The following is a 26,847-nucleotide window of genomic DNA, read 5'->3' on the forward strand; positions in this document are numbered from 1 at the left end:
TCGCCATCCGCTCGTACTTCATGCCCAAGCGGGTCAAAGCGGCCCGCATCTGAATCCTGCCTCTGTCAAGCAAGGACAGTCGTGCGGTGCTCGTGACGCTTACGCTTGTTCTTCCAGCGCCAGGAAGCGCTCGGCCAACGCGTCGAGCTTGCGCTGCATGCGCTCGATCACCTTCCACTGTTCGGCGATCTGGCCGGACAGTTCCTCGATGGTCTTCTCCTGCTCGGCGGCGCGGATTTCCAGCGTCGTCAGCCGGTCGGTGGGCATGGTCATTTGAAATCCTCGATCAGGCGATTGTGCAGGCTGCGGCCACGTTGGAAATTGACAAGCATGGCGGGATTTGTCGAGAGTGAACCCTGCTCCGGCCAATTGGCACAGACGGGGCGTCATGCTAGGCGTTTGACCAAGCGGTAAAAAAATAACAGTGGGAACAGGCTGCATGGCGCAAGCCGCAATCGAGCTGATCGGCATCGACAAGAGCTTTGGCGCCGTGCGCGCCAACCGCGACATCAATCTGGAAATTGTGCGCGGCACCATCCACGGCATCGTCGGCGAAAACGGCGCCGGCAAGTCGACGCTGATGTCGATCCTCTATGGTTTCTACCAGGCCGACGCCGGCGAAATCCGTGTCGGCGGCCAGCCGGCGTCGATCAAGACGCCCAATGATGCGATCGCGCTCGGTATCGGCATGGTGCATCAGCACTTTATGCTGGTCGATAATTTCTCGGTGCTGGAAAACGTCATTCTCGGCGCCGAAAGCGATGCGCTGCTGAAGAAGAGCATCGCCAAGGCGCGTTCCGAGCTGGAGCGGCTCGAGCGCGAATACGGGCTCGAGGTCGATCCGGACGCGATCATCGAGGAACTGCCGGTCGGCCTGCAGCAGCGCGTCGAAATCCTCAAGGCGCTCTATCGCGGCGCCGAGATCCTGATCCTCGACGAGCCGACGGGCGTGCTCACGCCGGCCGAGGCCGACCATCTGTTCCGCATCCTCAGGCAGCTGAAGGAGCAGGGCAAGACGATAGTGCTGATCACCCATAAGCTGCGCGAGATCATGGCGATCACCGACACGGTCTCGGTGATGCGCCAGGGCACCATGGTTGCGACGCGCGAAACCAGGAGGACCACGGTCGAGGAGCTGGCCGAGCTGATGGTCGGGCGGCGCGTGCTGCTGCGCGTCGAAAAGGGTGAGGCGAAGGCCGGCGGCGTCAAGCTCGCGGTCAAGAACCTGACGGTCAAGGATTCCCGCGGCGTCACCATGGTCGACGACGTCTCCTTCGACGTCCATGCCGGCGAGATCGTCGGCATTGCCGGCGTCGCCGGCAACGGGCAATCCGAACTGCTCGAAGCGATTTCCGGCATCAGGCGCGCCGTGTCGGGCTCGGTCACGTTGGACGGCAAGCCGATCGACCTTACCGGGGCCGCCGATCCCGGCGAGCTGCGCGAGCGCGGCCTTGCCCATGTGCCGGAGGACCGCCATCATGTTGGGCTGGTGCTGGCCTTCGAGGAGAACGAGAATTCAATCCTCGGCTACCAGGACGACGAGCGCTATCTGAAGGGGCCATTCCTCAACATCGACGCGATCCGTAACGATGCCAGGGACAAGATCGTCAAGTACGACATCCGCCCGGCCGACTGCCGTCTCAAGACCGCCAATTTCTCCGGCGGCAATCAGCAGAAGATCGTGCTCGCGCGCGAAATGGAACAAGATCCGGGCGTGCTGATCGTCGGTCAGCCGACGCGCGGCGTCGATGTCGGCGCAATCGAATTCATCCATAAGCGCCTCATCGCCATGCGCGACCAGGGCAAGGCGGTGCTGGTGGTTTCGGTCGAGCTCGATGAGATCCGCTCGCTTTCCGACCGCATCCTGGTGATGTTCGCCGGCCGCATCGTCGGCGAGCGCGGCCCCGAGGCGACCGAGGGCGAGCTTGGCCTGCTGATGGCCGGCGTCGAGCACCGGGAGGCCGCCGAGTGAGCACTCCCTACGCCAAGCTGCCGGCCTGGGCCGACTATGTGCTGATCCCGCTGATCAATCTGTTCGTCGCCTTCGTCGTCGCCGGCTTCGTCGTCATATTGGTCGGCGAGAACCCGCTGCGTGCAGCCGTCATCCTGGTCGAGGGTGCCTTCGGCCGTGGCCAAGGCATCGCGTTCACGCTTTTCTATGCCACCACCTTCATCTTCAGCGGGCTTTCGGTGGCGGTTGCGGCGCATTGCGGCCTGTTCAACATCGGTGGCGAGGGCCAGGGCTATATCGCCGGTCTCGGCATCGGCATCGTTTGCCTGGCCTTCGACAGCGTGCTGCCGTGGTGGCTGACCTTCCCGATTGCCATTGTCGCGGCCGCGACGATGGGCGCGCTGTGGGCGCTGATCCCGGCCTATCTGCAGGCCAAGCGCGGCTCGCACATCGTCATCACCACCATCATGTTCAATTTCATCGCCGCCAGCGTGATGGTCTATGCGCTGGTGGGCATGCTGAAGCCGCCCGGCTCGATGGCGCCGCAGACGCGCACCTTCCTCGAAGGCGCACAATTGCCGAAGCTCAACTGGATCATCGAATTGTTCGGCGCGAAAATTCGTTCGGCGCCGTTCAACGTCAGCTCCCTGCTGGCGCTGGCCATGGCCTTTCTGGTGTGGGTGCTGATCTGGCGCACGAAGCTAGGCTACGAGATGCGCACCTATGGCCACAGCCCAAAAGCGGCGCGCTATGCCGGCATTTCGGAGATACGCATCATCATCATTGCGATGATGATCTCGGGCGCACTGGCCGGCATGATGGCGCTCAACCCGACAATGGGCGACCAGCACAACGTCGCGCTGGAATTCGTTTCGGGCGCCGGTTTCGTCGGCATCGCGGTGGCCCTGATGGGACGCCTGCACCCGGTCGGCATCGTGCTCGCGGCAATTCTGTTCGGCATGCTCTATCAGGGCGGCGCCGAGCTCGCCTTCGAGATGCCGGCGATCAGCCGCGACATGATCGTCATCATCCAGGGCCTAGTCATCCTGTTCGCCGGTGCGCTCGAGCATATGTTCCGGCCCTATGTCCAGGCGCTGTTCGCCTCGCTCAGCCCGAGATCGGTCGGCATGGAAGCGGTCAAGGGGAAGGGTGCCTGAGATGGATTTCTTCAACGCCATCGTACAGGTCCTGGACTCGACCATCCGCCTGTCGGTTCCCTTGCTGCTCGCCTGCCTCGCCGGCCTCTATTCGGAGCGGGCCGGCGTCTTCGACATCGGGCTCGAGGGCAAGATGCTTGTCGGCGCCTTTGCCGGCGCCGCCGCCGCCTCGGTCTTCCACTCCGCTTATCTCGGCCTCGGCATGGCCATCCTCATCTCGGTCGCTTTCGCGCTGATCCATGGCTTTGCCTCGATCACCCATCGCGGCAACCAGATCGTCTCCGGCGTGGCGATCAATTTCATTGCCGCCGGGTCGACGATCATGCTCGGCCAGGCCTGGTTCCAGCAAGGCGGGCGCACGCCGGCGCTGGCCGCCGGCGAACGCTTCGAAGCGATCATCTGGCCGGGCGCGGATGCGCTCAGGGGCGTGCCGATCCTCGGGCCGATCTATTCGGAGCTCATCTCCGGCCATTCCGTGCTGGTCTATCTCGCCTTCCTCGCCGTGCCGTTCACCTGGTGGGTGCTGTTCCGCACCCGCTTCGGGCTCCGCCTGCGCGCCGTCGGCGAGAACCCGGCCGCGGTCGATACCGCCGGCATCTCGGTCGCGTGGCTGCGCTACCGGGCACTGATCTGCACCGGCGTGCTCACCGGCATTGCCGGTGCCTATCTGTCGATGGTGCAGAATGGCGGCTTCGTGAAGGATATGACCGCCGGCAAGGGCTACATCGCGCTGGCCGCGCTGATCTTCGCCAAATGGAAGCCGGTCAACGCTATGTTCGCCTGCCTGCTGTTCGGCTTCCTCGACGCGGCGTCGATCCGCCTGCAAGGCACGCCGCTGCCGCTGATCGGCAAGGTGCCGGTGCAGTTCATGCAGGCGCTGCCCTATGTGCTGACCGTCATCCTGCTTGCCGGCTTCATCGGCAAGGCAATCCCGCCGCGCGCCGGCGGCGTGCCGTATGTCAAGGAACGCTGATCTATCATGGCTCATGATCTGTTCGAAGCGGCGAAAGCCGCCATGGCCAAGGCCTATGCGCCCTATTCGAAATTTCCGGTCGGGGCGGCGCTGCGCACCGAGGACGGCCGTGTCTTTGCCGGCGCCAATGTCGAGATCGCGTCTTACCCGGAGGGCTGGTGCGCCGAAACCACCGCGCTCGGCCATTTCATCATGGGCGGCGGCGGCAAGATCACGGAAGTCGCCGTGATCGCCGAACGCGTGGCAAAATGCTCGCCCTGCGGCGGCTGCCGGCAGCGGCTGGCCGAGTTCTGCCGGCCGGAAACGAAGTTCTATCTCTGCGACGATGGCGGCGTGGTCGAGACCGTGACCATGGGCGAGTTGCTGCCATACGGATTCAAAGGCGATGTGCTGAAATGAAGGAAGCGCTCGATCATCTCGTCGAGAAGCTGGATGGGCTGGCGCCGACCACCGCTTTGGTGCTGGGATCGGGGCTTGGCGGGCTTGTCGACAAAGTCGAGGATGCGGTGCGCATCTCCTACGCCGACTTGCCGGGCTTCCCCAGAAGCGGCGTCAGCGGCCACGCCGGCGAGGCGGTGGCGGGGCTCTTTGCCGGCGCCCCGGTGCTGATGCTGTCCGGCCGCGCGCATTATTACGAGCACGGCAACGCAGCGGCGATGCGGCCGGCACTTGAGGTGCTCGCCGGTCTCGGCATCTCCAAGCTGATCCTCACCAACGCCGCCGGCTCGGTCGATCCCGGGATGGGGCCAGGCTCGGTGATGCTGATCACCGACCACATCAATTTCTCGGGCTCCAACCCGCTGATCGGCGAACCGAGCGACCGCCGTTTCGTCGGCCTGACCGAAGCCTACGACGCCGGCCTACGCGCGGCGATCGAGCAGGCGGCGAAGGCCACCGGTACCGCGCTGCACAAAGGCGTCTACATGTGGTTCTCCGGCCCATGCTTCGAGACGCCCGCCGAGATCCGCATGGCGCGTGTCATGGGTGCCAACGCGGTCGGCATGTCGACGGTGCCGGAGGTCATTCTCGCCCGCTTCCTCGGCCTGCGCGTCGCCGCCTGTTCGGTCGTCACCAACCTTGCCGCCGGCATGACCGGAGCCGAGCTGTCGCACCAGGAGACCAAGGACATGGCGCCAGTCGGCGGCGCGCGGCTGGCGACCATTCTGCAGCGTGTTTTTCAGGACGGGTTTCCGGAGCACAAGGTCGACGCCTGATGCTTCCCCAGGAAATCATCCGCCGCAAGCGCGACGGTCAAAAACTGTCGGCTGAGGAGATGGCGGTCTTCATCGAGGGCCTGACCGCCGGCACCGTCACCGACGCGCAGGTCGGCGCCTTCGCCATGGCGGTGTTCTTCAACGGCATGAGCCGCGACGAGGCGGTGGCCTTGACAATGGCGATGCGCGATTCCGGCGATGTGCTCGACTGGTCGGATCTGCCCGGCCCGGTCACCGACAAGCATTCGACGGGCGGGGTCGGCGACAATGTCTCCTTGATGCTGGCGCCGATCGTCGCTGCCTGCGGCGCCTATGTGCCGATGATTTCCGGCAGGGGCCTTGGCCACACCGGCGGCACGCTCGACAAGATGGATGCCATCCCCGGCTACATCAGCCAGCCGGATGTTGCGCGCTTCCGCAAGACGGTGCTCGAAACCGGCTGCGCCATCATCGGCCAGACCGCCGATCTCGCACCCGCCGATGCCAGGCTCTACGCCATCCGCGATGTGACGGGAACGGTGGAATCGGTACCGCTGATCACCGCCTCGATCCTGTCGAAGAAGCTGGCGGCCGGCCTCAATTCGCTGGTGCTCGACGTCAAGGTCGGCAACGGCGCCTTCATGGAGAAATCGCGCGACGCAACCGCGCTGGCCAACAGCCTGGTCGACGTCGCCAACGGCGCCGGCCTGAAGGCCTCGGCGCTGGTCACCGGCATGAACGAACCGCTGGCGTCCGCCGCCGGCAACGCGGTCGAGGTTCGCAATGCCGTCGACTTTCTCACCGGCCGCTTCCGCGACCGGCGGCTGGAGGACGTGACGCTGGCGCTGGCCGCCGAGATGCTGCAATCGGCAGGCTTGGTGTCGTCCAACCAGGACGGCCTGCGCCGCGCCGCCGAGACGCTGGCCGGCGGCCGCGCCGCTTCCATCTTCGCGCGCATGGTGGCGGCACTGGGTGGTCCCGTCGACTTTGTCGACAATCCGGAAAAATATTTGCCGAAAGCGGCAACGGAATTCGCGGTCAAGGCGAGCGCGAACGGCTTTGTCACCGGCATCGCGACCCGCGAGATCGGGCTTGCCGTGGTCGGGCTTGGCGGCGGGCGGACGCGGCCCGACGACAGGATCGATTACGCCGTCGGCATCACCAGGCTGTTGCCGGTCGGCGCTGAAGTGCGGGCCGGCGAAGCGCTGGCGCTGGTCCATGCCCGCAATACCGGGGATGCCGAAGCGGCCGCGGCCGCCGTGCTTTCGGCCTATACCATCGGGGCTTCCAAACCGGCCACGGAGAAAACCGTCATCCGGCGGATCCTGCCGCGCGGGTAGAGCCATTCCGATGGTATCGGATGGGCTCTATTTTTCTTTGGACCACGATCTTGTCCGAAAACCGGTCCCCACTTTTCGCTGACGCGGAGCTGCGGTTCGAGATCACCGTCTACTGAACCAGCAGAAGCGTGCCGTCTTCGACCTGGTATTTTTCGAGCCGCTGAAGAAAGCTCATGCCGATCAGATTGGTGTGCAGCGCCTTGTCGTCGAGCACGACGGCCTGGACGCCCTCGACGGTGATCTTGCCGATCTGCAGGCGGTCGATCGTCACCACGGCGGCCTTGATCGCGCCGTTGGCGGTGTTGACCTGATGGCTGAAGTCCGACGAATTCAGCGAAATGCCGATCCTGCGCGCGGTCGAGCTGTTCAAGGCGACGAGCGTCGCGCCGGTGTCGATCATGCCGTCGACCTGACGGCCGTTCAATTTGAAGGCCGACATGAAATGCCCGCGCGCGTCCGCGGTGACGACGACCTTGCGGCCGAGCGGCTGCGGCGTTGCCGGCCTGTCCGGAACGGCGGCAAGGTTCAGGTCGGTTTGTGTGTCCGCCGGCTTGGCCCCGATGGCGGATTTCAACAGGCGCTCGATCACCTGTGGATTCGACTGATAGACGATCGGAAGCGATGCCGACGTTCCGGCAAACACGCCAAGGATGAGAAGCTTGCGCAGCATGGACCGGCCTTTGTGATTGCCGATCCTTAGTCCGACATAGTGATTGCCGCTTTAACGAATGCGGAAACCAGCCGTTTGCGTAAACAATCGGTAAACGGCGCATGATCCTCTCCGGAACGCAGTCGGTTCTGGAAAGGATAAGGCGCAGATTAGAAGCGTTGGAGCGTCCTTTGCGCGTCCAATCGGACGCGGCGCTCTAAACTATTTGGTTCCGTACATGCGGTCGCCGGCATCGCCGAGGCCCGGCATGATATAGCCCTTCTCGTTGAGCTGGCGGTCGATGGAGGCGGTGAAGACGGGGACGTCCGGATGCGCCTGGATGAACCGCTCGAGGCCCTCTGGTGCCGCCAAAAGGCAAAGGAAGCGGATGTTGGTGGCGCCTCGGCCTTTCAGCTTGTCGATCGCCGCGATCGCCGAATTGGCGGTGGCCAGCATCGGATCGACGACGATCACCAGCCGGTCGGCGAGGTCGCCCGGCGCCTTGAAGAAATATTCGACCGCCTCCAGCGTCTCGTGGTCGCGGTAGAGCCCGATATGGGCGACACGCGCCGCCGGCACCAGATCGAGCAGCCCCTCGAGCAAGCCGTTGCCGGCGCGCAGCACCGAGGCGAAGACCAGCTTCTTGCCCTCCAGCGTCGGCGCCTCCATCGTCTCGATCGGCGTCTCGATCGTCGTTGTGGTCAGTTCGAGGTTGCGGGTGACCTCGTAGCCGAGCAGCAGCGAGATCTCGCGCAGCAGCCGCCGGAAGCCGGCCGTCGAGGTTTCCTTCTTGCGCATGATGGTCAGCTTGTGCTGGACAAGCGGATGGTCGACGACGGTGACGCCCTTCATGGTGCTCTCCAACTGCGCAGGTGAATAGTGAATAGTGAATAGTGAATAGGTTTGCGAGTCCTGGTTGAGCGGAAAACTCGCGGTTGACGGGCCGAAGCGCCGGGTGAACCATTCACCATTCACCTGCCCTTGACGTCGAGCCTGCCCAGCAGCGCCGCCCTCGTCTTCCTGTCGACGAAGGCTGCATCGATGGCCGTCCTGGTGACGGCGGTGAGCGCCTTGTCGTCCATCGCAAAATGCTCGGCGGCGATGTCGTATTCACGCTTCAGTGACGTCCAGAAATAGGGCGGGTCGTCGGAGTTGAGCGTTACTTTGCAGCTCGCCGCTTTCAGTGCGGGAAAGGGATGGTCGGCGAAACTGTCAAAGATTTTTAGGGCGATGTTGGAGCCGGGGCAGCATTCGAGCACGACGCCTTCGTCGGCGATGCGCCGGACGAGATCGGGGTTTTCGATGGCGCGCACGCCATGGCCGATGCGAGACGGGCGGATGTGGTCGAGTGCCGCCTCGACGCTCTCCCAGCCCATCAATTCGCCGGCATGGACAGTTATGCCGAGGCCGGCCTCGCGGGCGATTTCGAAGGCCCGGACATAGTCTTCCAGATCGCCTATCCGCTCGTCGCCGGCGACGCCGAAGCCGGTGACCAGCGGATGCCCGCTGCGGGCGGCGAAACGCGCCGCCCGCTCGATCGATTCGACACCGAAATTGCGCACGCCAGTGACGATCATGCGGCCTTCGATGCCGGTCTTCGCCTTCGCGCGGGCCATGCCTTCGCCGAGCGCGTCGGTATAGGCCTTCGGGGACAGCCCGGCCTTGCTGGCATGGTCGGGCGAGGTGAAAACCTCGGAATAGATGGCGCCGTCGCGGGCGAGGCTGGTCAGGTAGTGATCGGCCAGCCGCGCATAGTCTTCTTCGGTGCGGAACAGGTCGGAGGAGAAGTCGTAGGCCGCGAGGAACGAGGTGAAATCGTGCCAGACGAAGGAGCCGTTCTGGATGTAGGGCGAGGCATCCTTGCCGTATTTCTCAGCCTGGCGGAGGACGAGTTCAGGCGCCGCTGCCCCTTCGATGTGGCAGTGCAGTTCTGCTTTCAAAGGCATTCAATTATCCCGTCAGAAGCGCGGCCGAACACCGCGCCTTAAACAATAGCGCCCACACCATCGATCGGCTATGGTCCCGCCGATTTTATGGCGGATCAAAACGATGTCGGTTGAAAGAACCACGGCTGCGGGCGGCATGGAAACCTCCTATGGTTTCAGGCGGGTAGGGTCAGGCGACAAGCAGTCCCTGGTCAATGATGTTTTCCACAAGGTGGCGAACCGCTACGACCTGATGAACGACCTGATGTCGGCCGGGTTGCATCGGTTGTGGAAGGACGCCATGGTCGCCTGGCTCAATCCACCGAAGCGGCCGGGCTGGAGCGTTCTCGATGTTGCCGGCGGCACCGGCGACGTCGCCTTCCGCATCGTTGAGGCGAGCGGCAGGCACGCCCAGGCAACGGTTCTCGATATCAACGGCTCGATGCTCGCCGTCGGCCGCGACCGGGCCGAGAAAAAGGGCCTGTCGGCAAATACTGATTTCCTCGAAGCCAATGCCGAGGAACTGCCTTTTGCCGACGCTACTTTCGATGCCTACACCATTGCTTTCGGCATCCGCAACGTGCCGCGCATCGATGTGGCGCTTGCCGAAGCCTATCGCGTGCTGAAGCCCGGCGGACGCTTTCTCTGCCTTGAATTCTCCGAGGTCGACATGCCGCTGCTCGACAAGGTCTATGAGGCATGGTCGTTCAACGCGATCCCCAGGATCGGCAAGGCGGTGACCGGCGACGGCGAGCCCTATTCCTATCTCGTCGAATCGATCCGCAAATTTCCCAATCAGCAGAATTTCGCAGCGATGATTTCCCGCGCCGGCTTCGACCGCGCCTCGTTCCGCAACTACTCCGGCGGCATCGCCGCGCTCCATTCGGGCTGGAAGCTTTGAGGCAACGCCAGCCATGAGCAGCATCGGCGCTGGTTTAAGGCTCGTTCGGGCCGGCTGGGTGCTGGTCCGCGAGGGCGTCATCGCGGCGTTACCCGGCGACGAGCTCTCCGGTCTGCCGAGATTCGGCTGGCGGATGGCCCGGCTGTTCACCCGCCGCCGCGCGCTTGCCTATGAGCGCGGCGACCGGCTGGCCAAGGCGGTCGTGCGGCTCGGCCCATCCTACGTCAAGCTTGGCCAGTTCCTGGCGACGCGGCCGGACGTCGTCGGCAACGATATAGCGCTTGATCTCGCCATGCTGCAGGACAAGATGCAGACGTTTCCGAAGGCCGAGGCCGTTGCCGCGGTAGAAGCCTCGCTCGGACGCAAGGTCGGCGAGCTCTATGTCGGTTTCGGCGAGGCGGTCGCCGCCGCCTCGATCGCCCAGGTCCATACCGCCGAAACCCTGCAGGACGGCGTCGTTACCCGGGTGGCGGTGAAGGTCATCCGGCCGGGCGTGCGCCGCCGCTTCTTTCGCGATCTCGAGAGCTATTTCCTCGCCGCCCGGCTGCAGGAAAAATACATCCCGTCGTCGCGCCGGCTGCGGCCGGTCGAGGTGACCGAGACACTCGCCCAGACCACCAAGATCGAAATGGACCTGAGGCTGGAGGCGGCAGCTTTTTCGGAGCTCGGCGAAAACACCAAGGACGATCCCGGCTTTCGCGTGCCGTCGGTCGACTGGGAGCGCACCGGTCGCGACGTGCTGACCATGGAATGGGTCGACGGCATCAAGATGAACGATATTGCCGGCCTCGCTGCCGCCGGCCATGATCTGAAGGCGATCGCCGCCAATCTGGTCCAGTCGTTCCTGCGCCATACGCTGCGTGACGGGTTCTTCCATGCCGACATGCATCCGGGGAACCTGTTCGTCGAGGCCGACGGCACCATCGTTGCAGTCGATCTCGGCATTGCCGGCCGGCTCGGCAGGAAGGAGCGCCGGTTCCTCGCTGAAATCCTCTACGGCTTCATCACCCGCGACTATCTGCGCGTGGCCGAGGTGCATTTCGAGGCCGGCTACGTGCCGCGCCAGCACAATGTCGCGGCGTTCGCCCAGGCGATCCGGGCGATCGGCGAGCCGATCCACGGCCAGCCGGCCGAGACCATCTCGATGGCCAAGCTGTTGACGCTTCTGTTCGAGGTGACCGACCTGTTCGACATGGCGACGCGATCCGAGCTAGTGCTGCTGCAGAAAACCATGGTCGTTGTCGAGGGCGTCGCCCGCACGCTCGACCCGGCCTTCAACATGTGGAAGACGTCGGAACCGGTGGTCAGCGGCTGGATTGCCCGCAATCTCGGCCCGCGCGCCCTGCTGGCCGACGCGCGCGACGGCGCCAGCGCGCTGCTGGCGCTGGCCCGTCAGGCGCCGGACCTCGCAGCCCGTACCGAGCGGCTGTCGCGTGAGATCGACCTGATGGCCGAAAACGGCCTGCGCTTCGACGAGGGGACGGCGGACGCGATCGGCAAGGCCGAGGCGCGCCACACCCGCTCCGGCCGGTTGGCGCTGTGGGTGATCGCTCTGACGATGGTGTATATTGCCTGGCGTATATTCTAGCGCTTGTTCCAAAGTGATTGCATTGCTATCGTTGCTTTCACCGATTTCGGGCAAAGTGCAATCAGATGGCCAGCATCACGATCCGCAACCTTGATGACGAGGTCAAGGACCTGCTGCGCCGACTTGCGGCGGAGAATGGCCGGTCGATGGAAGACCAGGCGCGGGTGATGATCCGCGCAGCGGTCGAAGGTCAGCTCGGTCCGGTCGGCCGCATCGACCAGATCGAGAAAACACTGCGCGAGCTGACGAGTTCGCAAAGTCCGGCAACGCCGATGGTTGCCGTCTCCAGCGTGCGAGGCATCCTCTCCGGCAAGCGCATCCTGCTAATCATCGGCGGCGGCATCGCCGCCTACAAGGCGCTCGACCTGATCCGCCGGCTGCGCGAACGCGGCGCTGCGGTGCGCGTGGTGATGACCGCCGCGGCGCAGGAATTCGTCACCGCGCTGTCGGCCGGAGCACTGTCCGCCGACCATGTCTTCACCGGACTCTTCGACCGGCAGGACGAGCACGATATCGGCCACATCAGATTGTCGCGCGAGGCCGCTCTTGTGGTCGTGGCACCCGCCACCGCCGACCTGATGGCAAAGCTCGCCAATGGCCATGCCAACGACCTTGCCTCGACCGTCCTCATAGCCACCGACAAACCGGTGCTGATGGCGCCGGCGATGAACCCGAGAATGTGGTCGCATCCGGCGGTCCGCCGCAACCGTGCGACGCTGAGCAAGGACGGCGTCGGATTCGTCGGCCCGGCGAAGGGCGAGATGGCCGAAAGCAACGAAGCGGGCGAGGGCCGCATGGCCGAGCCGCTGGAGATCGTCGCCGCGATCGAGGCGCTGCTCGACAGCCGGCCAAAGCCGCTGGCGGGCAGGAAGATCATCGTCACCTCCGGGCCGACGCATGAACCGATCGATCCGGTCCGCTATATCGCCAATCGCTCGTCGGGCAAGCAGGGCCATGCGATCGCGGCGGCGCTGGCGAAGCTTGGCGCCGACGTTCGCCTCGTCTCCGGCCCGGTCGGCATTGCCGATCCGGCCGGCGTCGCTACGCTGCACGTCGAAACCGCCGTCGAGATGAAGGACGCGGTCGAGCAGTTGCTGCCGGCCGACGCGGCGGTGTTCGTCGCCGCTGTCGCCGACTGGCGCACTCAAAGTTCAGCCGGGGAAAAGATCAAGAAGGTGGCCGGCGAGGGGCCGCCGGCGCTGCAGATGCTGGAAAATCCTGATATCCTTGCCGGTGTCGGGCATCACAAAAAGCGGCCGATGCTGGTGGTCGGTTTCGCTGCGGAGACACAGGATCTGGTCAGGAATGCCGAGGCCAAGCTTGCGAGAAAGGGTGCCGATCTCATCGTCGCCAATGACGTCTCGCATGAACGCGGTTCCCCCGGCGTGATGGGTGGCGATCGCAACAAGGTGCGGATCGTTTCGAAATCCGGTGTCGAAGAATGGCCCGAGATGAGCAAGGACGAAGTAGCTGCGCGCCTTGCGGCATTGATCACCGAGCGGCTGAAGACGGTTGTGGTTTAGCGATCTCCCCCCTCGTGGGGAGATGCCAAGTGGTGGCAAAGAGGGCAGGCCAGAGGGGGGCGCTGTCCCGCCGACGTTTCGAAGGATCGTCTGCCGCCGCGCTCGAAACAAACAGGATCCCGGGAATCTGCGCGCTCGTATCGGGTAGCTTAAGTCCACGTTTGGCGATCCGTCGCGCCCCCCTCTGCCCTGCCGGGCATCTCCCCCACGAGGGGGGAGATCGGCAGCTTCGCCGCCCCGGAAATCCTGAGCGCGGCAAGGCACCCCAGGATGCCGAGCGGTATGAAGGCGAGGAAGAGCCAGGCGGCGACATTTGCCGCGGCCTCGCGGTTCAGGCCCTCGGAAAAGCCGCTGGCGTTGGCGACGATGCCGGTCAGCGCCGCACCCACGGCATAGCCGATGCGCTGCATGGTCGGCACGGCGGCCGAGGCGATCGTCTGCTCGCCCTCCCGCGCCGATGCCACGATGACGCGCGTGACGAACGGCCAGGCAATGCCGAAGCCGCCGCCTTGCAACAGGGCACAAAGCAGGATCAACGGGATCGAGCCAGCCGGAACCGTATAGGCGAAACCGGCGACGCCTGTGGCGATCATCAGCGCACCGCCGACGATGATCAGCCGCTCGCGTTCCGGCGGCGCATTGGCGACGAGGATCGACAGGATCGACCAGGCGATCGGTTCGGCGGCGATGATATAGCCGGTGGTCAGGATCGGAATGCCGTGCAGGCTGGTCAGGAGCAGCGGTCCGTAGACGGTAAAGGAGCAGGTCGCCACCGAGAACGCCGCGACCATGGTCATGCCCGCGCCGACCGGCGAGCGCCACGAGAACAGCCGCGACGGGAACAGGCGCGAGCGTGGCTTCAGCGCGTCGATATAGATGAACAGCATCAGGCCGATCAGGCCGAGGGTGAGCAGCAGCGACGAGCGCAGCAGGGCGATGTCGACGCCGGCGGTGGCAATCAGCACGACGCTGACGGCGAGGCAGCCAAGGGCCGCAAACGGGAAGGGCGGCGCCGAGCCGCTGGCCGCCTGTGGCCTTGTCGCCTCCGGCGTGTCGAGCACGATGAAGCTTGCCAGCGCCATGGCCGCGCCGCCGAGGGTGAAGACGCCGAAGGCCCAGCGCCAGGACGAGAATTCGGTCATGGCCGCGCCGAGCACCGGCCCGCTGAAGGCAGCGACGCCCCAGATCGCCGACATGACGCCGAAGAGCTGCGGCCAGATCGCGCGGGCAAACAGCCGCTCGACCGAGACGAAGGCCAGCGACACCAGTGCACCGCCGCCGAGCCCTTCGATCAGACGGCCGGCGAGGAACAGCGGCATCGAAGGCGCGGTGGCGCAGACCAGCGCACCGGCGGCATAGAGCAGGGCGGCGACCATCATGTTGGTGCGCAGCGCGACATAGCTCACCAGCCGTCCCGCCGCAGCACCGGCGACGATGGCGCCGAGCTCGTAGATTGCGAGCGACCAGCCGACCAACTGCACGCCGGCGAGTTCGCCGACCATGGCCGGCATGACCGTTGCCACCATCGTCTCGTTGGTGGCGTGCAGCAGGATGCCGAGGCTGATGAAGCAGAAGCGCGCCAGGTCGCCGCTCGCCCACAACGCGCGCCAGTCGACCTTGTTCGTGCCGGTCTTGGTCACCCCGTCCTCCCGAATTTCCCATAGCCCAAAATGTTGGAGCGTTCTTCGCGTCCAATGACGCGTGCCGCGGTATCGGGAGGGCTTGTAGAACCTCAACCGTAGTTGAGTTCAAGCGGTTTTTATTCGCCGTTGGTAGCGGATCCAAAAATCATGCGGGTGAGACGCAAGCAAAACTGGGCTGCTGCACTCCTCAGCCACCGTAACGGTATGGATCCTAGGGCGGAGCAGGAGCGGAGCGACGTCGCGGAGACCCTGGGATGCCGTGACTTCCTGAGCGCTGCAACTTTGAACATCAGGGCAGCACATCCTCTGCGGAGTGGGCTTGCCGGAATCCATGGGCTTTCGGCTTCGGCAGCTATTCGCAGGCCGCTTCACCTGAATATCAGCACACCTACGCTGCCCCCGCCGCGCGCGGAGCCACGCTATGCCGCCTATTTGAACGAGTGGATCAGGTCCAGCGAGGTGACGGCGACTGCCAGGTTGACGCCGGTCTGTGCCTGGACGCTGAGCGGCTGCAGCGAAAAGGCGCTGCCGAGGCCGCCGACCAGGAGATTGGCGCCGCCGCCGGTGACCACGCTGGCCTCGGCATTCACGCCATAGTAGGCGCCGGCAAGATCGCCTTCATCGTGGTTGCGGGTTGCCGCCAGAACCGCCCATACCAGCTGGCCTTGATGCGTCCGGCCGACATCGACGCCGAGCTTGGAAATCACCCCGGTATAGACTTCGGAAGGGCCGCCACGATGCGGACGAAAGACACAGGAAACACCCTTGTTGGAGGTGACCAGATAGGCCGTGCCGCCGTCGATGGTGCAGTCGAGCACGCCGAGCTGAAGCTTGCCGGCGCTGGCGGGAGCGGCAAGAACCGTCGTGGCGAGAGCGGCGGCACAGGCGAGTTGCTTGATCATGGGAAGGTCCTTTCGAAACTGCTTTGAACAACGGCTGAGCACGCCGAGCGTTCCGCCGAAACCTTGGCGCCAACAAGGCAAGGGTAAACGCAGGGTTGTCGAAGTGCGGAAACGGACGCCCGATAAACCGGCCCGGTCAGCCGGCGCTGGTGCGGGCCAGACCGTCCTTGGCCGGTTGGTAGGTCGGATTGAGGTGCACTGCCTCGCGGTAGGATTTCGAGGCCCTGACCTTGTCGCCGCGCCGCTCGTAGATCAGCGCCTGGTTGGACCAGGCCTCGGCGTTCTTGCCGTCGAGCTTGATCGCCATGTTGAAGTCGGCGAAGGCATTGTCCTCGTCGTTCATGGCAAGGTAGGAGAGGCCGCGTCCGTTGTAGGGCTCGGAGGCGTCCGGCGCCAACGAAATGGCTGTCGAGAAATCCTCGATGGCAAAGGCGTGCTGGCCCTGACTCTGATAGATCAGGCCGCGATTGTGATAGGCGCGCGCGTCGGTCGTGTCGAGCTGGATCGCCTTCTGGAAATCGTTGAACGCGTCCTGGACCCGGCCGGCCCTGCGGTAGAGATTGCCGCGGCCGATATAGGCGGCGTCATAGTTGGAATTGATCTGGATCGAGCGGTTGTAGTCGGCGAGCGCGCTCGCCTGGTCACCAAGGAAGCGCTGGATGAGCGCGCGGTTCGAATAGGCCTGGTAGAAATTCGGATTGAGCTGGATGGCGGTGTTGAAGTCCTTCAGCGCCGCCTGGTACTGGCCGCCGCGGCCATAGGCCGAACCGCGCACATTGTAGGCTTCCGGATCCTGGGGGTTGCGCTGGATCACCGCCGACAGCGAGGAGATGTTCTCGCTCGAGCCTTGCGCCTTGTCGATGTTGTTGAACTCGCCGGTAGGAACCGTCTGGCAGCCGGCAAGCGCCAACCCGGAAAGCAGGGCTGCCGTCAGGACGAAGCCGCGCCACGCGGTTCTGCGCTCTACGGTGATTGCGTCCATGTCTGCCCTGTCCTCACTGCGCCGTCAGGTCCGTTCCCCCTCCGAACCGGCATCTCTCCGCACCGGCCGTCTCGACCGGGTCGAACTCAAAACAAAAAGGTGGCGGCGATTCCGCATCGCGCCACCTTGGATATCCTTGGAAAAGGACGAAAAATTGGCGTCAGAACCGCGGCGGACGCGGAGCACCGGCAGCACCGGCTGCGACCGGACGCGGCGTCATCGGCAGCAGGCCTTCGCGCTGGGCGCGCTTGCGGGCCAGCTTGCGGGCGCGGCGCACGGCTTCCGCCTTCTCGCGGGCGCGCTTCTCGGAAGGCTTCTCGTAATGTCCGCGCATCTTCATTTCGCGGAAGATGCCTTCGCGCTGCATCTTTTTCTTGAGCGCGCGAAGCGCCTGATCAACATTGTTGTCGCGGACGAGTACCTGCACGGGCAATCCTGTCTTTCGGGTTTGAAATCAACAGGCAAGCGGCCATAGCCACAAGCCTCCGCGGCGCGTTACACCACGAATTGGGGCGGCTGATAGCAGAATCAGGGCGCTCTGTCCACAGCCGATTGAGAGGCGGTGCCGACCCTGAAACGAAAAACCCGCCTCGGCGGCGGGTCGTCGGTGTGAATCAGCGCTATACGCAAATTACTAGCATAGCTGCCGGCACAAAGCAAGAACAAAATTCGTCTTGGGTCAGATAGGCGCCGCTACGCCGTGGCCAGGTGCAGCTGCTCGAAACCCTCGAAGAACTCGCCGTAGTCGCAGGTTATTTCCTCGCCGGCGGCGATGTCGCGGATCGCGGTGGCTCCGCCATATTGTGAAAAATCGGTGTTCGGCTTGTCGGCATGGTTCATGAAGCGGCCATTGTCGACCTCATAGACTATGAAGCCCGGCCGGTCCGGACTGGGATAGGCATATCTATCGAGCAATTCCCTGAGATGCGGCGGCGCCGTCTCATATTTTTCCATCGGGATCAGCCGGTCGAGGTCCAGATCGAGCCGCCAGATCGGCGTCCCTTTCCGGACCGGCTCGGCGGCGAACACGCCGACGCCTTCGATTGCGCTCGCGGCGATATAAGTCCTGATCAGCAGCATGTTTCCAACCCGTCTTCGAGGAGAAGACGGAATCGTCAAATCGCCGGAAAAATCAAGAGCCGGTTCGCGACATTTCGGCCGGCGGGCATGCGTTGTGCCCGCCGAACCCTCACGTCCGGGTGATCGAGACGCCGCCGTCGGCAAACAGCGCCGTTCCGGTGGTAAAGCTCGACGCATCCGAAGCCAGATAGAGCGCGGACCGAGCGATCTCTTCGGGCTGCGCCATACGCTTCAGGGCATGAATGCCTTCGACGAAAGCCCTGGCCTCCGGCGTGGTCGTCGTCGCGCCCGGCGTGTCGGTGCCGCCGGGCAACAGCGCATTGACGCGCAGCCCTCGCGGTCCGAATTCAGCGGCCAGAACCTGCGTCAATCCAATGAGGCCGGCCTTGGCCGCGGCATAGGCCGCCATGCCCGGCATGCCGGCGGTTCGGCCGACGAAGCTGGAGGTGAAGATCAGTGAGCCGCCACCGCGCTCCAGCATCGCTGGAATCTGGTATTTGGCGCCGAGGAAGGCGCTAGTCAGGTTGGTGTCCATCGTCTCATGCCATGTCGTCGGCAACATGTCGGGAACCGGACCCATCAAACCCACGGCTCCGGCATTGTTGAAGGCGATATCGAGCCCACCGAACCTCTCCAGCGCCAGATCGACAAGTCCTTTCGAATAGGCCTCTTCGGTGACGTCGCCGGCAAGTGCTGCGGCCATCCCGCCGGCCCCGAGGATTTCATCAACGAGGATGTCGAGCTCCGCGTGGCGGCGGGCTGCGACGACGAGCTTGGCGCCTTGCTCGGCAAAGAGCTTTGCGGTGGCGCGGCCGATGCCGGAACTGGCGCCAGTGACGATGGCGATCTTGTTGGCAAGTGCGAGCATTTTTTGCATCCTTTTTTCGCGCCGGCTCTTGCCGGCAATCGGGATGCTTGGTCGCAAATCGGGGCGGTGCGAGCCACCCGATACCTGCGCTCCCTCGATGGTGCTTCTTGACGTCCGCTGGCCACCAGGCTACGGCTCGTCATCCAAAACTCGCGGGTGGACGCGCCACCCATTTGCAATGACCCCCCAAGACATGATGAGCAAGTTGCTGGAGCCCGGCTTCGAGGGCGACGGTGAGTTGACGTGGGCTCTTCGTTCGGAATTTGCCAAAGGCTTTCCGGTAGAAAATCTCCGACCGTTGCTGGTCTCCAGCAATGCCCGGACACAAGCTGCAGCGGTGTTCATAGCGGTCGAAATAGGTTCCAGGCTCCTGAGCTTCAGGCTGAACTGTGTTGTTGCAGAGATAGCCGAACTGCTCGACAGTAAAGAGTCGCGCACCCGGTTCGATGCCATCGAGGCGCTCGGGCGCTGCACCACGCCAGCCGATGGCGCCATTCTCGGTCGCGTGATGCTGCGGCTGGATGACGAACATGCCGGCGTTCGATGGAAGGTCGTTGAGTTCATCTGCATTGCGGAGCGCTGGCAGCTACGGCTCGCGGTGGAAAATGCCGCCGCGTTGCGTCCGGACTCGGCTTTTGGGGCGTTGGTCAACGCTTACGGCCAGCATTTCATGCCGAGCTCCAGGGACCTGCCGAGGTTGCTCAACCACCCGGATGCACTTTTACGGCGCTTTGCAGCCGCAGTGGCTATAAGGCCGCGCGATGTGATCGTCGAGCGCTTCGTGGCCATGGCGGAGCAGTCGGACGATGCGGAAGTTCGTAAAATCGCCGCCGATTGCCGTCAAGGTTATTTGCGGCCGACCTATGCAATCGGGCCGTCAATCTTGAAGCGTGCGTCGTCTGAAACGTCAAAAGGCGAAACTCAGAACAACGGCCGTTGAAGGCACGGCGCAAAACGGCAAGCGCCGTCGCAAACAGTGCAAGGCTGGCAGCGTCGTTTCGCTAGTGATACAGCTCGCGCGCCGGAGCTTGAGTGGGATGCCCGGCCGCCATTTGCGAGGCCTGCGACGTTGAAGAAATACTCGGTATTCGCCATCGCCCGCGAGGCCATGCGCGGCCATAAGGGTTGGGAGGAACAATGGTCCTCGCCGGAGCCGAAGAAGGAGTACGACGTCGTCATCGTCGGCGCCGGCGGCCACGGCCTAGCCACCGCCTATTATCTCGCCACCGTACACGGCATCACCAACGTAGCGGTATTGGAAAAAGGCTGGCTCGGCGGCGGCAATACCGGCCGCAACACAACCATCATCCGCTCAAACTATCTCTATGACGAGAGCGCCGGCATCTACGACCACGCGCTGAAGCTGTGGGACGGGCTCAGCCAGGAGCTCAACTACAACGTCATGTATTCGCCGCGCGGCGTCATGATGCTCGCCCACAACATCCACGACATCCAGGTCTTGAAACGCCACGTCCATGCCAACCGGTTGAACGGCATCGACAATGAATGGCTGACGCGGGAGCAGGCCAAGGAATTTTGCCCGCCGCTCAACATTTCGCCCGATGCGCGCTATCCGGTGATGGGCGCCTCCCTGCAACGCCGCGGCGGCACGGCGCGGCACGATGCGGTCGCCTGGGGCTATGCGCGCGGCGCCTCGGCGCGCGGCATCCACATCATCCAGAATTGCGAGGTCACCGGCGTCAAGCGCGCGCCGAACGGCGCGGTCAGCGGCGTCGAGACGACGCGCGGCTTCATCGGCGCCAAGAAGGTCGGCGTTGTGGCCGCCGGCCACTCTTCAGTGATCATGAACATGGCCGGCGTGCGCATGCCGCTGGAAAGCTATCCGCTGCAGGCGCTGGTGTCGGAGCCGGTCAAGCCGGTGGTGCCTTGTGTGGTCATGTCGAACACGGTGCATGCCTATATCTCGCAGTCCGACAAGGGCGAGCTGGTCATCGGCGCCGGCACCGACCAGTATGTCTCCTATTCGCAGACCGGCGGGCTGCACATTTTGCAGCATACGCTGGACGCCATCTGCGAGATGTTCCCGATCTTCACCCGCATGAAGATGCTGCGCTCCTGGGGCGGCATCGTCGACGTGACGCCCGACCGTTCGCCGATCCTGGCCAAGACGCCGGTGCCCGGCCTCTATGTCAATTGCGGCTGGGGTACCGGCGGCTTCAAGGCGACGCCGGGCTCGGGCCATGTCTTTGCCCACACCATCGCTAGGGACGATCCGCACCCGATCAACGCGCCCTTCACGATCGAGCGTTTCCGCACCGGCCGCCTCATCGACGAGGCGGCGGCGGCAGCGGTGGCGCACTGAAGGCCGCAATGACGCGCAAGACTCACACCATGCTTTTCGGATTGGCCCTCGTGGGCGTCACGGTGCTCTTCATGCTGTTGGTGGTCAGGGAGATTTTGGTTCGAATAGTCGGGTATGAGGCTAACGGGGTCGATCCCGTCATGTTGGCCATGTTTGTAGTTGTGGGCGTACCTACTTTTTTCTGCGTGTGGGCGTTTGCCATACCGAAAATACTCAAAAACGCGTTTCTGAATATCGGTTCCCCAAGAACCTTCTCTGGACCACGAACGCAAGCTGATGTCGATCGAGCCAAAGTGAATTTGCGCGCGGTAGGATTGCTCGTCGAAGACCGCCCTGCCGAAGAAAATGTTGTGACCAATCGTGGCAGACATGACGGCTCTGCACATGATGGGTCGACCAAATCCAAGAAAGTCGATTGATGCTTCTCATCCGCTGCCCCTATTGCGAGGAAGAGCGTCCGGAACTCGAATTCCGCAACGCCGGCGAGGCGCATATTGCGCGTTCCCCCAACATCGCCGGCGAGACTGACGACGACTTCGAAAAGTTCTTTTTCATCCGCTCAAACCCCAAGGGCATCATCTATGAGCGCTGGCGGCACATGCATGGCTGCGCGCGGTTCTTCAATGCCGTGCGCGACACCGTCAGCGACAGGTTCCTGATGACCTACAAGGCCGGCGAGCCGAAGCCCGCGAAGCTGCCGGGAGCCACCAAATGAGCGCCACGTTCCGCATTGCCGGCGCCGGGCGGCTCAAACAGGCAAAGATGGCTGGCTTCAGCTTCGACGGCCGTCCCTATACCGGCATCGAGGGCGACACGCTGGCCTCGGCACTGCTTGCCAATGGCGTCCATCTCGTCGGCCGCTCGTTCAAGTACCACCGGCCGCGCGGCTTCCTGTCGGCCGGCGCGGAAGAGCCGAATGCGCTGGTCGAAATCAAGCGCGATTCCGCCAGGAAGACACCAAATGTCCGCGCCACGGTGCAGGAGCTTTACGACGGGCTGACGGCACAGTCGCAGAACCGCTGGCCGTCGCTCGCTTTCGATATCGGTGCGGTCAGCAACATCGCCTCGCCGATGCTTTCGGCCGGCTTCTACTACAAGACCTTCATGTGGCCGAAGGCGGCGTGGAAAAACCTCTACGAGCCCAAGATCCGGGCCGCCGCCGGCCTTGGCGTCGCCCCCGACCAGCCGGACCCCGACCATTATTCGGCGCGCTTCGCCCATTGCGATGTGCTGGTGCTTGGCGGCGGTGCCGCGGGCATAGCCGCGGCATTGGCCGCGGCCGAGACCGGCGCGCGCGTCATCCTTGCCGACGAGCAGGCGGAATTCGGCGGCAGCCTGCGGTTCGAGAGCGGTGCCAGGATCGACGGCCAGGACGGTTTTGCCTGGGCGCAATCGGCAGTGGCCAAGCTCAAGGCCATGGACAATGTTCGCGTGCTGCCGCGCGCCACCGCTTTCGGCTATTACGCGCAGAATTTCGTCGGGCTGGTCGAGCGCGTCAGCGACCATCTGCAGAACCCCGGCCGCGACCTGCCGCGCGAGCGGCTGTGGCAGGTTCGCGCCAGGCGCGTCGTGCTGGCGACCGGCGCCATCGAGCGGCACATGGTGTTTGCCGACAACGACCGCCCTGGCATCATGCTGGCATCGGCGGCGCGCGCCTATCTCAACCATTATGGCGTCGCCGTCGGCAGGAATGTCGGGGTCTATACGGCGAACGATTCCGCCTATGCGGCGGCGATCGACCTGAAGAAGGCCGGTCTCAATGTGGCGGCCATCGTCGATCTGCGCGACAACCCGACCGGGCCGGTGATCGACGAGGCAAGGGCGCTCGGCATCGAGATCAATTTCGGCCGTGCGGTGATCCGCGCCGGCGGCAAATTGCGGGTGTCGTCGATGACGGTGCAGCCGAAGAACGGCGGCGGCGAGCGCACCATCCCGGTGGACGCGATCCTGATGTCGGCCGGCTGGACGCCGTCGGTGCATCTGTTCTCGCAATCGCGCGGCAAGGTTGCCTTCAACGACGAGACCAAGCGCTTCGTGCCCGGCATCTATGCGCAGGATTGTGTCTCGGTCGGCGCCTGCAACGGCACTGACGGCCTGTCGGCGACCATCGACGAGGCCTACGCCGCCGGCGCCAAGGCGGCCAAGGATGCCGGTAGCAAGCCAGCCAAGAGCACCAAGCCGAAGGTCGATGCCGGCGAAAGCTGGTCGCGCGGCATGCTGGGTGCTGCGCCAGGTGCCGGAGCGGACACAACGGTGAAGGCGTTCGTCGATTTCCAGAACGACGTGACCGCCAAGGACATCCGCCAGGCGGTGCATGAGGGCATGCGCTCGATCGAGCACGTCAAACGCTTCACCACCAACGGCATGGCGACCGACCAGGGCAAGACCTCCAATATGCACGGCCTGGCGATTGCCGCCGATACGCTGGGCAAGCCGATCCCGCAGGTCGGCTTGACGACGTTCCGCGCGCCCTACACGCCGGTAACATTCGGCTCGATCGTCGGCCACGCGCGGGGTCCACTGTTCGACCCGACCCGCAAGACGGCGATCCATCCCTGGGCAGAGCGCCAAGGCGCGGTGTTCGAGGATGTCGGCCAGTGGAAGCGCGCCTGGTATTTTCCGAAGGCTGGCGAGGACATACATGCCGCCGTCGATCGCGAATGCGTCACGGTGCGCAAGACGGCCGGCCTGTTCGATGCCTCGACGCTGGGCAAGATCGAGGTGGTCGGGCCGGATGCGGCCAAATTCATGGAACTTCTCTACACCAATCCGTGGGAGAAGCTCGAGCCCGGCCGCTGCCGCTACGGCATCATGCTGCGCGAGGACGGTTTCATCTATGACGACGGTGTCGTCGGCAGGCTGGCGCCGGACCGTTTTCATGTGACAACGACGACCGGCGGTGCGCCGCGCGTCATGAACCATATGGAGGATTACCTCCAGACCGAGTTTCCGCATCTCAACGTCTGGCTGACCTCGATCACCGAGCAATGGGCGGTGATTGCCGTTCAGGGACCGAGCGCGCGGAAGATCATAGAACCCTTGGTCGAGGGCATCGACATGTCGGACGAGGCGCTGCCGCACATGTCTGTCCGCGAAGGCAAGATCTGCGGCGTGCCGACAAGGCTGTTCCGCATGTCGTTCAGCGGCGAGCGCGGCTTCGAGGTCAATGTGCCGGTCGATTACGGCGAGGCGGTCTGGGAAGCGCTATGGGTCGAGGGCCAGAAACACGGCGCTTGTGCCTACGGCACCGAGTCGATGCATGTGCTGCGCGCCGAAAAGGGCTACATCATCGTCGGCCAGGACACCGACGGCACCGTGACGCCGAACGATGCCGGGCTCGACTGGGCGGTCGGCAAGAAGAAGACCGACTTCGTCGGCATTCGCGGCATGGCGCGGCCGGACCTGGTCGCCAAAGGCCGCAAGCAGCTCGTCGGACTGAAGACCAGGGACCCGAAAGTGGTGCTGGAAGAGGGCGCCCAAATCGTCGATGACCCCAAGCAGGCGATCCCGATGAAGATGATCGGTCATGTCACTTCGAGCTACTGGTCGGAAAATTGCGGCCGCTCCATCGCGCTGGCGCTGGTCGCCGGCGGCCGCGACCGCATGGGCGAGACGCTCTACGTACCGATGCCGAACGGGGTGGTCGAGGTGGAGGTCACCGGCATGGTGTTCTTCGACGAGAAGGGGGAGCGCCTCAATGGCTAAGGCCGCTTTGAAAACTGCCGCCGCCGGGCCGTCGGTCGAACGCCGTCCGGCTCTCGCCGGCCAATCGCTTTCCGCCACCGGTGTCACACTTGCCGTGCTGCCGCCGGCCGAGCGCATTTCGCTGCGCGCGCCGGACGCCTCGATCGCGGCACTCTCGAAAGCACTCGGCGTCGCCCTGCCGCAAAGGCCGAAAACCTCGGCGGCAAAGGCTGGACGCACGGCCTTGTGGCTCGGGCCGGACGAATGGCTGGTCATCGACGAGAGCGGCAAAGATCCGCTCGCCGATTGCGCCAAGATTTCCGTACCGCATTCGGCGGTCGGCATCTCGCATCGCAATGTCGCCGTATCGGTCACTGGTCCGGCTGCTGCTGCGACGATCAATGCCGGCTGCCCGCAGGATTTGTCGCTCGACGCCTTTCCGGTCGGGGCGGCGTCGCGCACCATTCTTGGCAAGGTCGAGATCGTGCTGTTGCGCACTGCGGCCGACGCGTTCCGCGTCGAATGCTGGCGTTCCTTCTCCGACTATGTCTTTACTTTTCTGTCGGAGGCAGCGCGCGACGCGGCAGCATAGGAATGTTCGCCGCGCCTGACCGTTCTGCGACAGCGAGCCGAGGGAGAATGCCGATGCCGTCGAAACCCGCGCCGAAGGCGCCGGCTAAGACGCCGGCCGTGCGCTCTTTCGAAGACGAGCAGCGCACTGGAACGGATATTGAAGAGGAACTCGAGGAAGGACTCGAGGATACGTTTCCGGCCAGCGATCCGGTGTCGATCACCGGGACGGCGATTCCCGGCGCGCCGGCAAGACCCGGCAAGCCCAAAAACGTGGTGGGACAGAAGCGCAAGAAGTGATCTGCACGGCGTGATAAAGCAGGGCTGAGGCCGGCAAGAAGGGCGGCCGGAAATTCCTGCCGCCCGTTCGGTTTGTCACCGCGTATTATCGCCCGGTCGGCTCAGAAGCTGCTGGGCACGATCCACGGATCGATGCCGATGCCGAGCCTCGGACCCTTGCTGTCGGACGAGCCCTTGTGGGTCGCGGCACCCGTCTTTTCAAGCGATCCGGTCGCGGCGCAATCGAGCTTAGCACCGGTCTTGCTGTCAACGCAGGCCGCTTCTTGCTTGGCTGGCTGACTGCTGCCGGCAAATGAAGCGCCCGAGAGCGCCAGCAAGGCGGCGAGCGCGAGGATTGCCTTCTTCATCATCTGTCTCCGGTTCATCTACTGCATCTCGTACATGTACGACACTGCGTACAGATACGCCCAGGATTCACGGAGTTCAAGCGAAATCGTACATGTACGGAGAAATTGAGCGCGGGAATTGCCGAAAGCTCGGCGCAGGAGCGCGGATCGTTCGGAGAAAGATTTTACAGATCGGGAGGAGCGCCGCTCCTCAGCAGTTGATTGGCGTGGTGAGCGGCGCAATCTCGTGTGCGGCAATGGCCTCGAGCATAATGTCGCCGACCCGCGTGATGAACGTCTTCTGGTCGCCGAACGGGTAGAACGGGAAGGTGATCAGCAGCGCGATGGCGCCGTGGCCGACTGCCCACAGCATGGTGGCGATGGCGCGCGGATCACCCTTGAGCCTGCCGGCGGCAACGCAGGCTTCGACCCTGTCGATCAGCACTTTCATCGCCGGGTTGCCGCTCTCCATTTCCGCGAAGGTCTTGCCGGTCGGCGGCTTGACTTTTTCGGTCATGAAAACGGTGCGGTACTCGTTGGGATTTTCCAGCCCGAAGGCGGCGTATTCGACAAGCACCGCCTTGAGCGCCTCGATCGGGTCGTCGGCCGTATGATTTGCGATGCGCCTGGCCAAGGTCTCGAATGCGTCTTCGGCCAGCGCGAACAGGATGTCCTGCTTGTCAGCGAAATAGGAGTAGACCGACATCGGTGCATAGCCGACGCGCTTGGCCAGCTTCCGAATAGTGAGGCCGTCATAGCCTTCTTCCTGGACAAGTTTGTGGGCGGCGTCGACGAGTTCGGAGCGCAGTTCGGCCTTTTGTTTTTCGCGGCGTTCCTGGACGCTTATTGGCAATTTCCGACTGCCTTATGACTGATGGCTGGGTAAGTCATATATACGCTGTACGGCGTCGAGCAAGGGCGGTGTGAAGCAGAGGCTTGACGTCACAAAACGATGTAACCCGACAACAA

At 64.0% G+C, this 26,847-nt stretch carries 28 protein-coding genes; 16 read left to right on the forward strand and 12 right to left on the reverse strand.

The features are described 5' to 3' along the window. Positions 1-99 precede the first annotated feature (99 nt). A complete protein-coding gene (locus tag NKI85_RS10755) occupies positions 100-273 on the reverse strand; it encodes a SlyX family protein (RefSeq protein ID WP_352524695.1) in 174 nt (57 codons plus the stop codon). Positions 274-439: 166 nt separating this feature from the next. On the opposite strand from NKI85_RS10755, the gene NKI85_RS10760 reads away from it, so the two are divergent. Genes NKI85_RS10760 through deoA form a run of 6 tightly spaced genes read left to right on the forward strand, consistent with a single transcriptional unit; the run spans position 440 to position 6,614 of the window. Continuing rightward, entirely contained in the window at positions 440-1,972 is a 1,533-nt protein-coding gene (locus NKI85_RS10760; RefSeq protein ID WP_352524694.1) for an ABC transporter ATP-binding protein, read from the forward strand. Further along, positions 1,969-3,108 carry an ABC transporter permease gene (locus NKI85_RS10765; RefSeq protein ID WP_352524693.1) on the forward strand — a complete coding sequence of 380 codons (1,140 nt, stop codon included), beginning with the start codon at positions 1,969-1,971 and terminating at the stop codon, positions 3,106-3,108. The genes NKI85_RS10760 and NKI85_RS10765 overlap by 4 nt, the downstream gene beginning before the upstream one ends. 1 nt (position 3,109) lies before the next feature. After that, positions 3,110-4,081: an ABC transporter permease gene (locus NKI85_RS10770; protein ID WP_352509889.1), complete on the forward strand. Its 972-nt coding sequence runs from the start codon at positions 3,110-3,112 to the stop codon at positions 4,079-4,081. A 6-nt stretch (positions 4,082-4,087) separates the two neighbouring features. Beyond that, on the forward strand, positions 4,088-4,480 hold the full coding sequence (cdd, locus tag NKI85_RS10775; RefSeq protein WP_352524692.1) for a cytidine deaminase: 393 nt from the start codon (positions 4,088-4,090) through the stop codon (positions 4,478-4,480). After that, positions 4,477-5,295 (forward strand): purine-nucleoside phosphorylase, encoded by an 819-nt coding sequence (locus NKI85_RS10780; protein ID WP_352524691.1) that lies wholly within the window; start codon positions 4,477-4,479, stop codon positions 5,293-5,295. The genes cdd and NKI85_RS10780 overlap by 4 nt, the downstream gene beginning before the upstream one ends. After that, positions 5,295-6,614, forward strand: a complete 1,320-nt coding sequence (deoA, locus tag NKI85_RS10785) for a thymidine phosphorylase (protein ID WP_352524690.1) — start codon at positions 5,295-5,297, stop codon at positions 6,612-6,614. The genes NKI85_RS10780 and deoA overlap by 1 nt, the downstream gene beginning before the upstream one ends. 109 nt (positions 6,615-6,723) lie before the next feature. Here deoA and NKI85_RS10790 read toward each other — a convergent pair whose 3' ends face one another. The 3 genes from NKI85_RS10790 to NKI85_RS10800 all read right to left on the reverse strand — a co-directional run bounded on the left by NKI85_RS10790 (position 6,724) and on the right by NKI85_RS10800 (position 9,209). Further along, positions 6,724-7,284, reverse strand: a complete 561-nt coding sequence (locus NKI85_RS10790; RefSeq protein WP_352524689.1) for a TIGR02281 family clan AA aspartic protease — start codon at positions 7,282-7,284, stop codon at positions 6,724-6,726. Positions 7,285-7,485: 201 nt separating this feature from the next. Beyond that, positions 7,486-8,115: a uracil phosphoribosyltransferase gene (gene upp, locus NKI85_RS10795; protein WP_352524688.1), complete on the reverse strand. Its 630-nt coding sequence runs from the start codon at positions 8,113-8,115 to the stop codon at positions 7,486-7,488. 119 nt (positions 8,116-8,234) lie between these two features. Then, positions 8,235-9,209 (reverse strand): adenosine deaminase, encoded by a 975-nt coding sequence (locus tag NKI85_RS10800; RefSeq protein WP_352524687.1) that lies wholly within the window; start codon positions 9,207-9,209, stop codon positions 8,235-8,237. A gap of 103 nt (positions 9,210-9,312) precedes the next feature. On the opposite strand from NKI85_RS10800, the gene ubiE reads away from it, so the two are divergent. From ubiE to coaBC, 3 genes are all read left to right on the forward strand, one after another. Beyond that, the gene (gene ubiE, locus NKI85_RS10805) at positions 9,313-10,089 is read left to right on the forward strand and encodes a bifunctional demethylmenaquinone methyltransferase/2-methoxy-6-polyprenyl-1,4-benzoquinol methylase UbiE (protein ID WP_352776730.1); all 777 of its coding nucleotides are present in this window, start codon (positions 9,313-9,315) and stop codon (positions 10,087-10,089) included. Between the two features lie 13 nt (positions 10,090-10,102). Then, positions 10,103-11,677, forward strand: coding sequence for a 2-polyprenylphenol 6-hydroxylase (ubiB, locus tag NKI85_RS10810; protein WP_352524685.1), 1,575 nt, complete (start codon positions 10,103-10,105; stop codon positions 11,675-11,677). A gap of 65 nt (positions 11,678-11,742) precedes the next feature. Continuing rightward, positions 11,743-13,200: a bifunctional phosphopantothenoylcysteine decarboxylase/phosphopantothenate--cysteine ligase CoaBC gene (gene coaBC, locus NKI85_RS10815; RefSeq protein WP_352776731.1), complete on the forward strand. Its 1,458-nt coding sequence runs from the start codon at positions 11,743-11,745 to the stop codon at positions 13,198-13,200. Between the two features lie 149 nt (positions 13,201-13,349). On the opposite strand, the gene NKI85_RS10820 is transcribed toward coaBC, so the two are convergent. From NKI85_RS10820 to NKI85_RS10845, 6 genes are all read right to left on the reverse strand, one after another. After that, positions 13,350-14,840 (reverse strand): MFS transporter, encoded by a 1,491-nt coding sequence (locus NKI85_RS10820; RefSeq protein ID WP_352524683.1) that lies wholly within the window; start codon positions 14,838-14,840, stop codon positions 13,350-13,352. Between the two features lie 431 nt (positions 14,841-15,271). Continuing rightward, positions 15,272-15,745, reverse strand: a complete 474-nt coding sequence (locus NKI85_RS10825; protein ID WP_352776732.1) for a DUF992 domain-containing protein — start codon at positions 15,743-15,745, stop codon at positions 15,272-15,274. A gap of 136 nt (positions 15,746-15,881) precedes the next feature. After that, the gene (locus tag NKI85_RS10830) at positions 15,882-16,727 is read right to left on the reverse strand and encodes a tetratricopeptide repeat protein (RefSeq protein ID WP_352524681.1); all 846 of its coding nucleotides are present in this window, start codon (positions 16,725-16,727) and stop codon (positions 15,882-15,884) included. A gap of 160 nt (positions 16,728-16,887) precedes the next feature. After that, positions 16,888-17,154 carry a 30S ribosomal protein S21 gene (rpsU, locus tag NKI85_RS10835; RefSeq protein ID WP_023797519.1) on the reverse strand — a complete coding sequence of 89 codons (267 nt, stop codon included), beginning with the start codon at positions 17,152-17,154 and terminating at the stop codon, positions 16,888-16,890. Between the two features lie 266 nt (positions 17,155-17,420). Next, positions 17,421-17,807, reverse strand: coding sequence for an SET domain-containing protein (locus NKI85_RS10840; protein ID WP_352524680.1), 387 nt, complete (start codon positions 17,805-17,807; stop codon positions 17,421-17,423). Positions 17,808-17,916: 109 nt separating this feature from the next. Then, on the reverse strand, positions 17,917-18,675 hold the full coding sequence (locus tag NKI85_RS10845) for an SDR family oxidoreductase (RefSeq protein ID WP_352524678.1): 759 nt from the start codon (positions 18,673-18,675) through the stop codon (positions 17,917-17,919). A 193-nt stretch (positions 18,676-18,868) separates the two neighbouring features. On the opposite strand from NKI85_RS10845, the gene NKI85_RS10850 reads away from it, so the two are divergent. The 7 genes from NKI85_RS10850 (at position 18,869) to NKI85_RS10880 (ending at position 25,552) form a co-directional block, all read left to right on the forward strand. Then, positions 18,869-19,615 (forward strand): HEAT repeat domain-containing protein, encoded by a 747-nt coding sequence (locus tag NKI85_RS10850; RefSeq protein ID WP_352524677.1) that lies wholly within the window; start codon positions 18,869-18,871, stop codon positions 19,613-19,615. Between the two features lie 129 nt (positions 19,616-19,744). Beyond that, positions 19,745-20,998 (forward strand): sarcosine oxidase subunit beta, encoded by a 1,254-nt coding sequence (locus NKI85_RS10855; protein ID WP_352776733.1) that lies wholly within the window; start codon positions 19,745-19,747, stop codon positions 20,996-20,998. 8 nt (positions 20,999-21,006) lie between these two features. After that, positions 21,007-21,417 carry a hypothetical protein gene (locus NKI85_RS10860; RefSeq protein ID WP_352524673.1) on the forward strand — a complete coding sequence of 137 codons (411 nt, stop codon included), beginning with the start codon at positions 21,007-21,009 and terminating at the stop codon, positions 21,415-21,417. Further along, complete coding sequence (locus tag NKI85_RS10865; protein WP_352524709.1) at positions 21,417-21,713, forward strand: sarcosine oxidase subunit delta; 297 nt, start codon at positions 21,417-21,419, stop codon at positions 21,711-21,713. The genes NKI85_RS10860 and NKI85_RS10865 overlap by 1 nt, the downstream gene beginning before the upstream one ends. Further along, positions 21,710-24,703 (forward strand): sarcosine oxidase subunit alpha, encoded by a 2,994-nt coding sequence (locus NKI85_RS10870; protein WP_352524672.1) that lies wholly within the window; start codon positions 21,710-21,712, stop codon positions 24,701-24,703. The genes NKI85_RS10865 and NKI85_RS10870 overlap by 4 nt, the downstream gene beginning before the upstream one ends. Beyond that, complete coding sequence (locus NKI85_RS10875; RefSeq protein ID WP_352776734.1) at positions 24,696-25,274, forward strand: sarcosine oxidase subunit gamma; 579 nt, start codon at positions 24,696-24,698, stop codon at positions 25,272-25,274. The genes NKI85_RS10870 and NKI85_RS10875 overlap by 8 nt, the downstream gene beginning before the upstream one ends. Positions 25,275-25,327: 53 nt before the next feature. Continuing rightward, positions 25,328-25,552 (forward strand): hypothetical protein, encoded by a 225-nt coding sequence (locus NKI85_RS10880; RefSeq protein ID WP_352524670.1) that lies wholly within the window; start codon positions 25,328-25,330, stop codon positions 25,550-25,552. A 101-nt stretch (positions 25,553-25,653) separates the two neighbouring features. Here the strand turns inward: NKI85_RS10880 and NKI85_RS10885 are convergent, their stop codons facing one another. Then, positions 25,654-25,917: a DUF680 domain-containing protein gene (locus tag NKI85_RS10885; RefSeq protein ID WP_502900654.1), complete on the reverse strand. Its 264-nt coding sequence runs from the start codon at positions 25,915-25,917 to the stop codon at positions 25,654-25,656. A gap of 172 nt (positions 25,918-26,089) precedes the next feature. Further along, entirely contained in the window at positions 26,090-26,731 is a 642-nt protein-coding gene (locus NKI85_RS10890; protein WP_352524669.1) for a TetR/AcrR family transcriptional regulator, read from the reverse strand. Between the last annotated feature and the right edge of the window lie 116 nt (positions 26,732-26,847).

It is taken from the genome of Mesorhizobium sp. M0571, from assembly GCF_040320985.1.
Classification (GTDB): Bacteria; Pseudomonadota; Alphaproteobacteria; order Rhizobiales; family Rhizobiaceae; genus Mesorhizobium.

What these genes read in the sequence shown, in the direction of transcription:
- NKI85_RS10755 (WP_352524695.1), bottom strand. Translation starts at nt 273, where the DNA reads ATGACCATGCCCACCGACCGGCTGACGACGCTGGAAATCCGCGCCGCC.
- NKI85_RS10760 (WP_352524694.1), top strand. Translation starts at nt 440, where the DNA reads ATGGCGCAAGCCGCAATCGAGCTGATCGGCATCGACAAGAGCTTTGGC.
- NKI85_RS10770 (WP_352509889.1), top strand. Translation starts at nt 3,110, where the DNA reads ATGGATTTCTTCAACGCCATCGTACAGGTCCTGGACTCGACCATCCGC.
- cdd (WP_352524692.1), top strand. Translation starts at nt 4,088, where the DNA reads ATGGCTCATGATCTGTTCGAAGCGGCGAAAGCCGCCATGGCCAAGGCC.
- NKI85_RS10780 (WP_352524691.1), top strand. Translation starts at nt 4,477, where the DNA reads ATGAAGGAAGCGCTCGATCATCTCGTCGAGAAGCTGGATGGGCTGGCG.
- deoA (WP_352524690.1), top strand. Translation starts at nt 5,295, where the DNA reads ATGCTTCCCCAGGAAATCATCCGCCGCAAGCGCGACGGTCAAAAACTG.
- NKI85_RS10790 (WP_352524689.1), bottom strand. Translation starts at nt 7,284, where the DNA reads ATGCTGCGCAAGCTTCTCATCCTTGGCGTGTTTGCCGGAACGTCGGCA.
- upp (WP_352524688.1), bottom strand. Translation starts at nt 8,115, where the DNA reads ATGAAGGGCGTCACCGTCGTCGACCATCCGCTTGTCCAGCACAAGCTG.
- NKI85_RS10800 (WP_352524687.1), bottom strand. Translation starts at nt 9,209, where the DNA reads ATGCCTTTGAAAGCAGAACTGCACTGCCACATCGAAGGGGCAGCGGCG.
- ubiE (WP_352776730.1), top strand. Translation starts at nt 9,313, where the DNA reads ATGTCGGTTGAAAGAACCACGGCTGCGGGCGGCATGGAAACCTCCTAT.
- ubiB (WP_352524685.1), top strand. Translation starts at nt 10,103, where the DNA reads ATGAGCAGCATCGGCGCTGGTTTAAGGCTCGTTCGGGCCGGCTGGGTG.
- coaBC (WP_352776731.1), top strand. Translation starts at nt 11,743, where the DNA reads ATGGCCAGCATCACGATCCGCAACCTTGATGACGAGGTCAAGGACCTG.
- NKI85_RS10825 (WP_352776732.1), bottom strand. Translation starts at nt 15,745, where the DNA reads ATGATCAAGCAACTCGCCTGTGCCGCCGCTCTCGCCACGACGGTTCTT.
- NKI85_RS10830 (WP_352524681.1), bottom strand. Translation starts at nt 16,727, where the DNA reads ATGGACGCAATCACCGTAGAGCGCAGAACCGCGTGGCGCGGCTTCGTC.
- NKI85_RS10840 (WP_352524680.1), bottom strand. Translation starts at nt 17,807, where the DNA reads ATGCTGCTGATCAGGACTTATATCGCCGCGAGCGCAATCGAAGGCGTC.
- NKI85_RS10845 (WP_352524678.1), bottom strand. Translation starts at nt 18,675, where the DNA reads ATGCTCGCACTTGCCAACAAGATCGCCATCGTCACTGGCGCCAGTTCC.
- NKI85_RS10850 (WP_352524677.1), top strand. Translation starts at nt 18,869, where the DNA reads ATGATGAGCAAGTTGCTGGAGCCCGGCTTCGAGGGCGACGGTGAGTTG.
- NKI85_RS10860 (WP_352524673.1), top strand. Translation starts at nt 21,007, where the DNA reads ATGACGCGCAAGACTCACACCATGCTTTTCGGATTGGCCCTCGTGGGC.
- NKI85_RS10865 (WP_352524709.1), top strand. Translation starts at nt 21,417, where the DNA reads ATGCTTCTCATCCGCTGCCCCTATTGCGAGGAAGAGCGTCCGGAACTC.
- NKI85_RS10870 (WP_352524672.1), top strand. Translation starts at nt 21,710, where the DNA reads ATGAGCGCCACGTTCCGCATTGCCGGCGCCGGGCGGCTCAAACAGGCA.
- NKI85_RS10875 (WP_352776734.1), top strand. Translation starts at nt 24,696, where the DNA reads ATGGCTAAGGCCGCTTTGAAAACTGCCGCCGCCGGGCCGTCGGTCGAA.
- NKI85_RS10880 (WP_352524670.1), top strand. Translation starts at nt 25,328, where the DNA reads ATGCCGTCGAAACCCGCGCCGAAGGCGCCGGCTAAGACGCCGGCCGTG.
- NKI85_RS10885 (WP_502900654.1), bottom strand. Translation starts at nt 25,917, where the DNA reads ATGAACCGGAGACAGATGATGAAGAAGGCAATCCTCGCGCTCGCCGCC.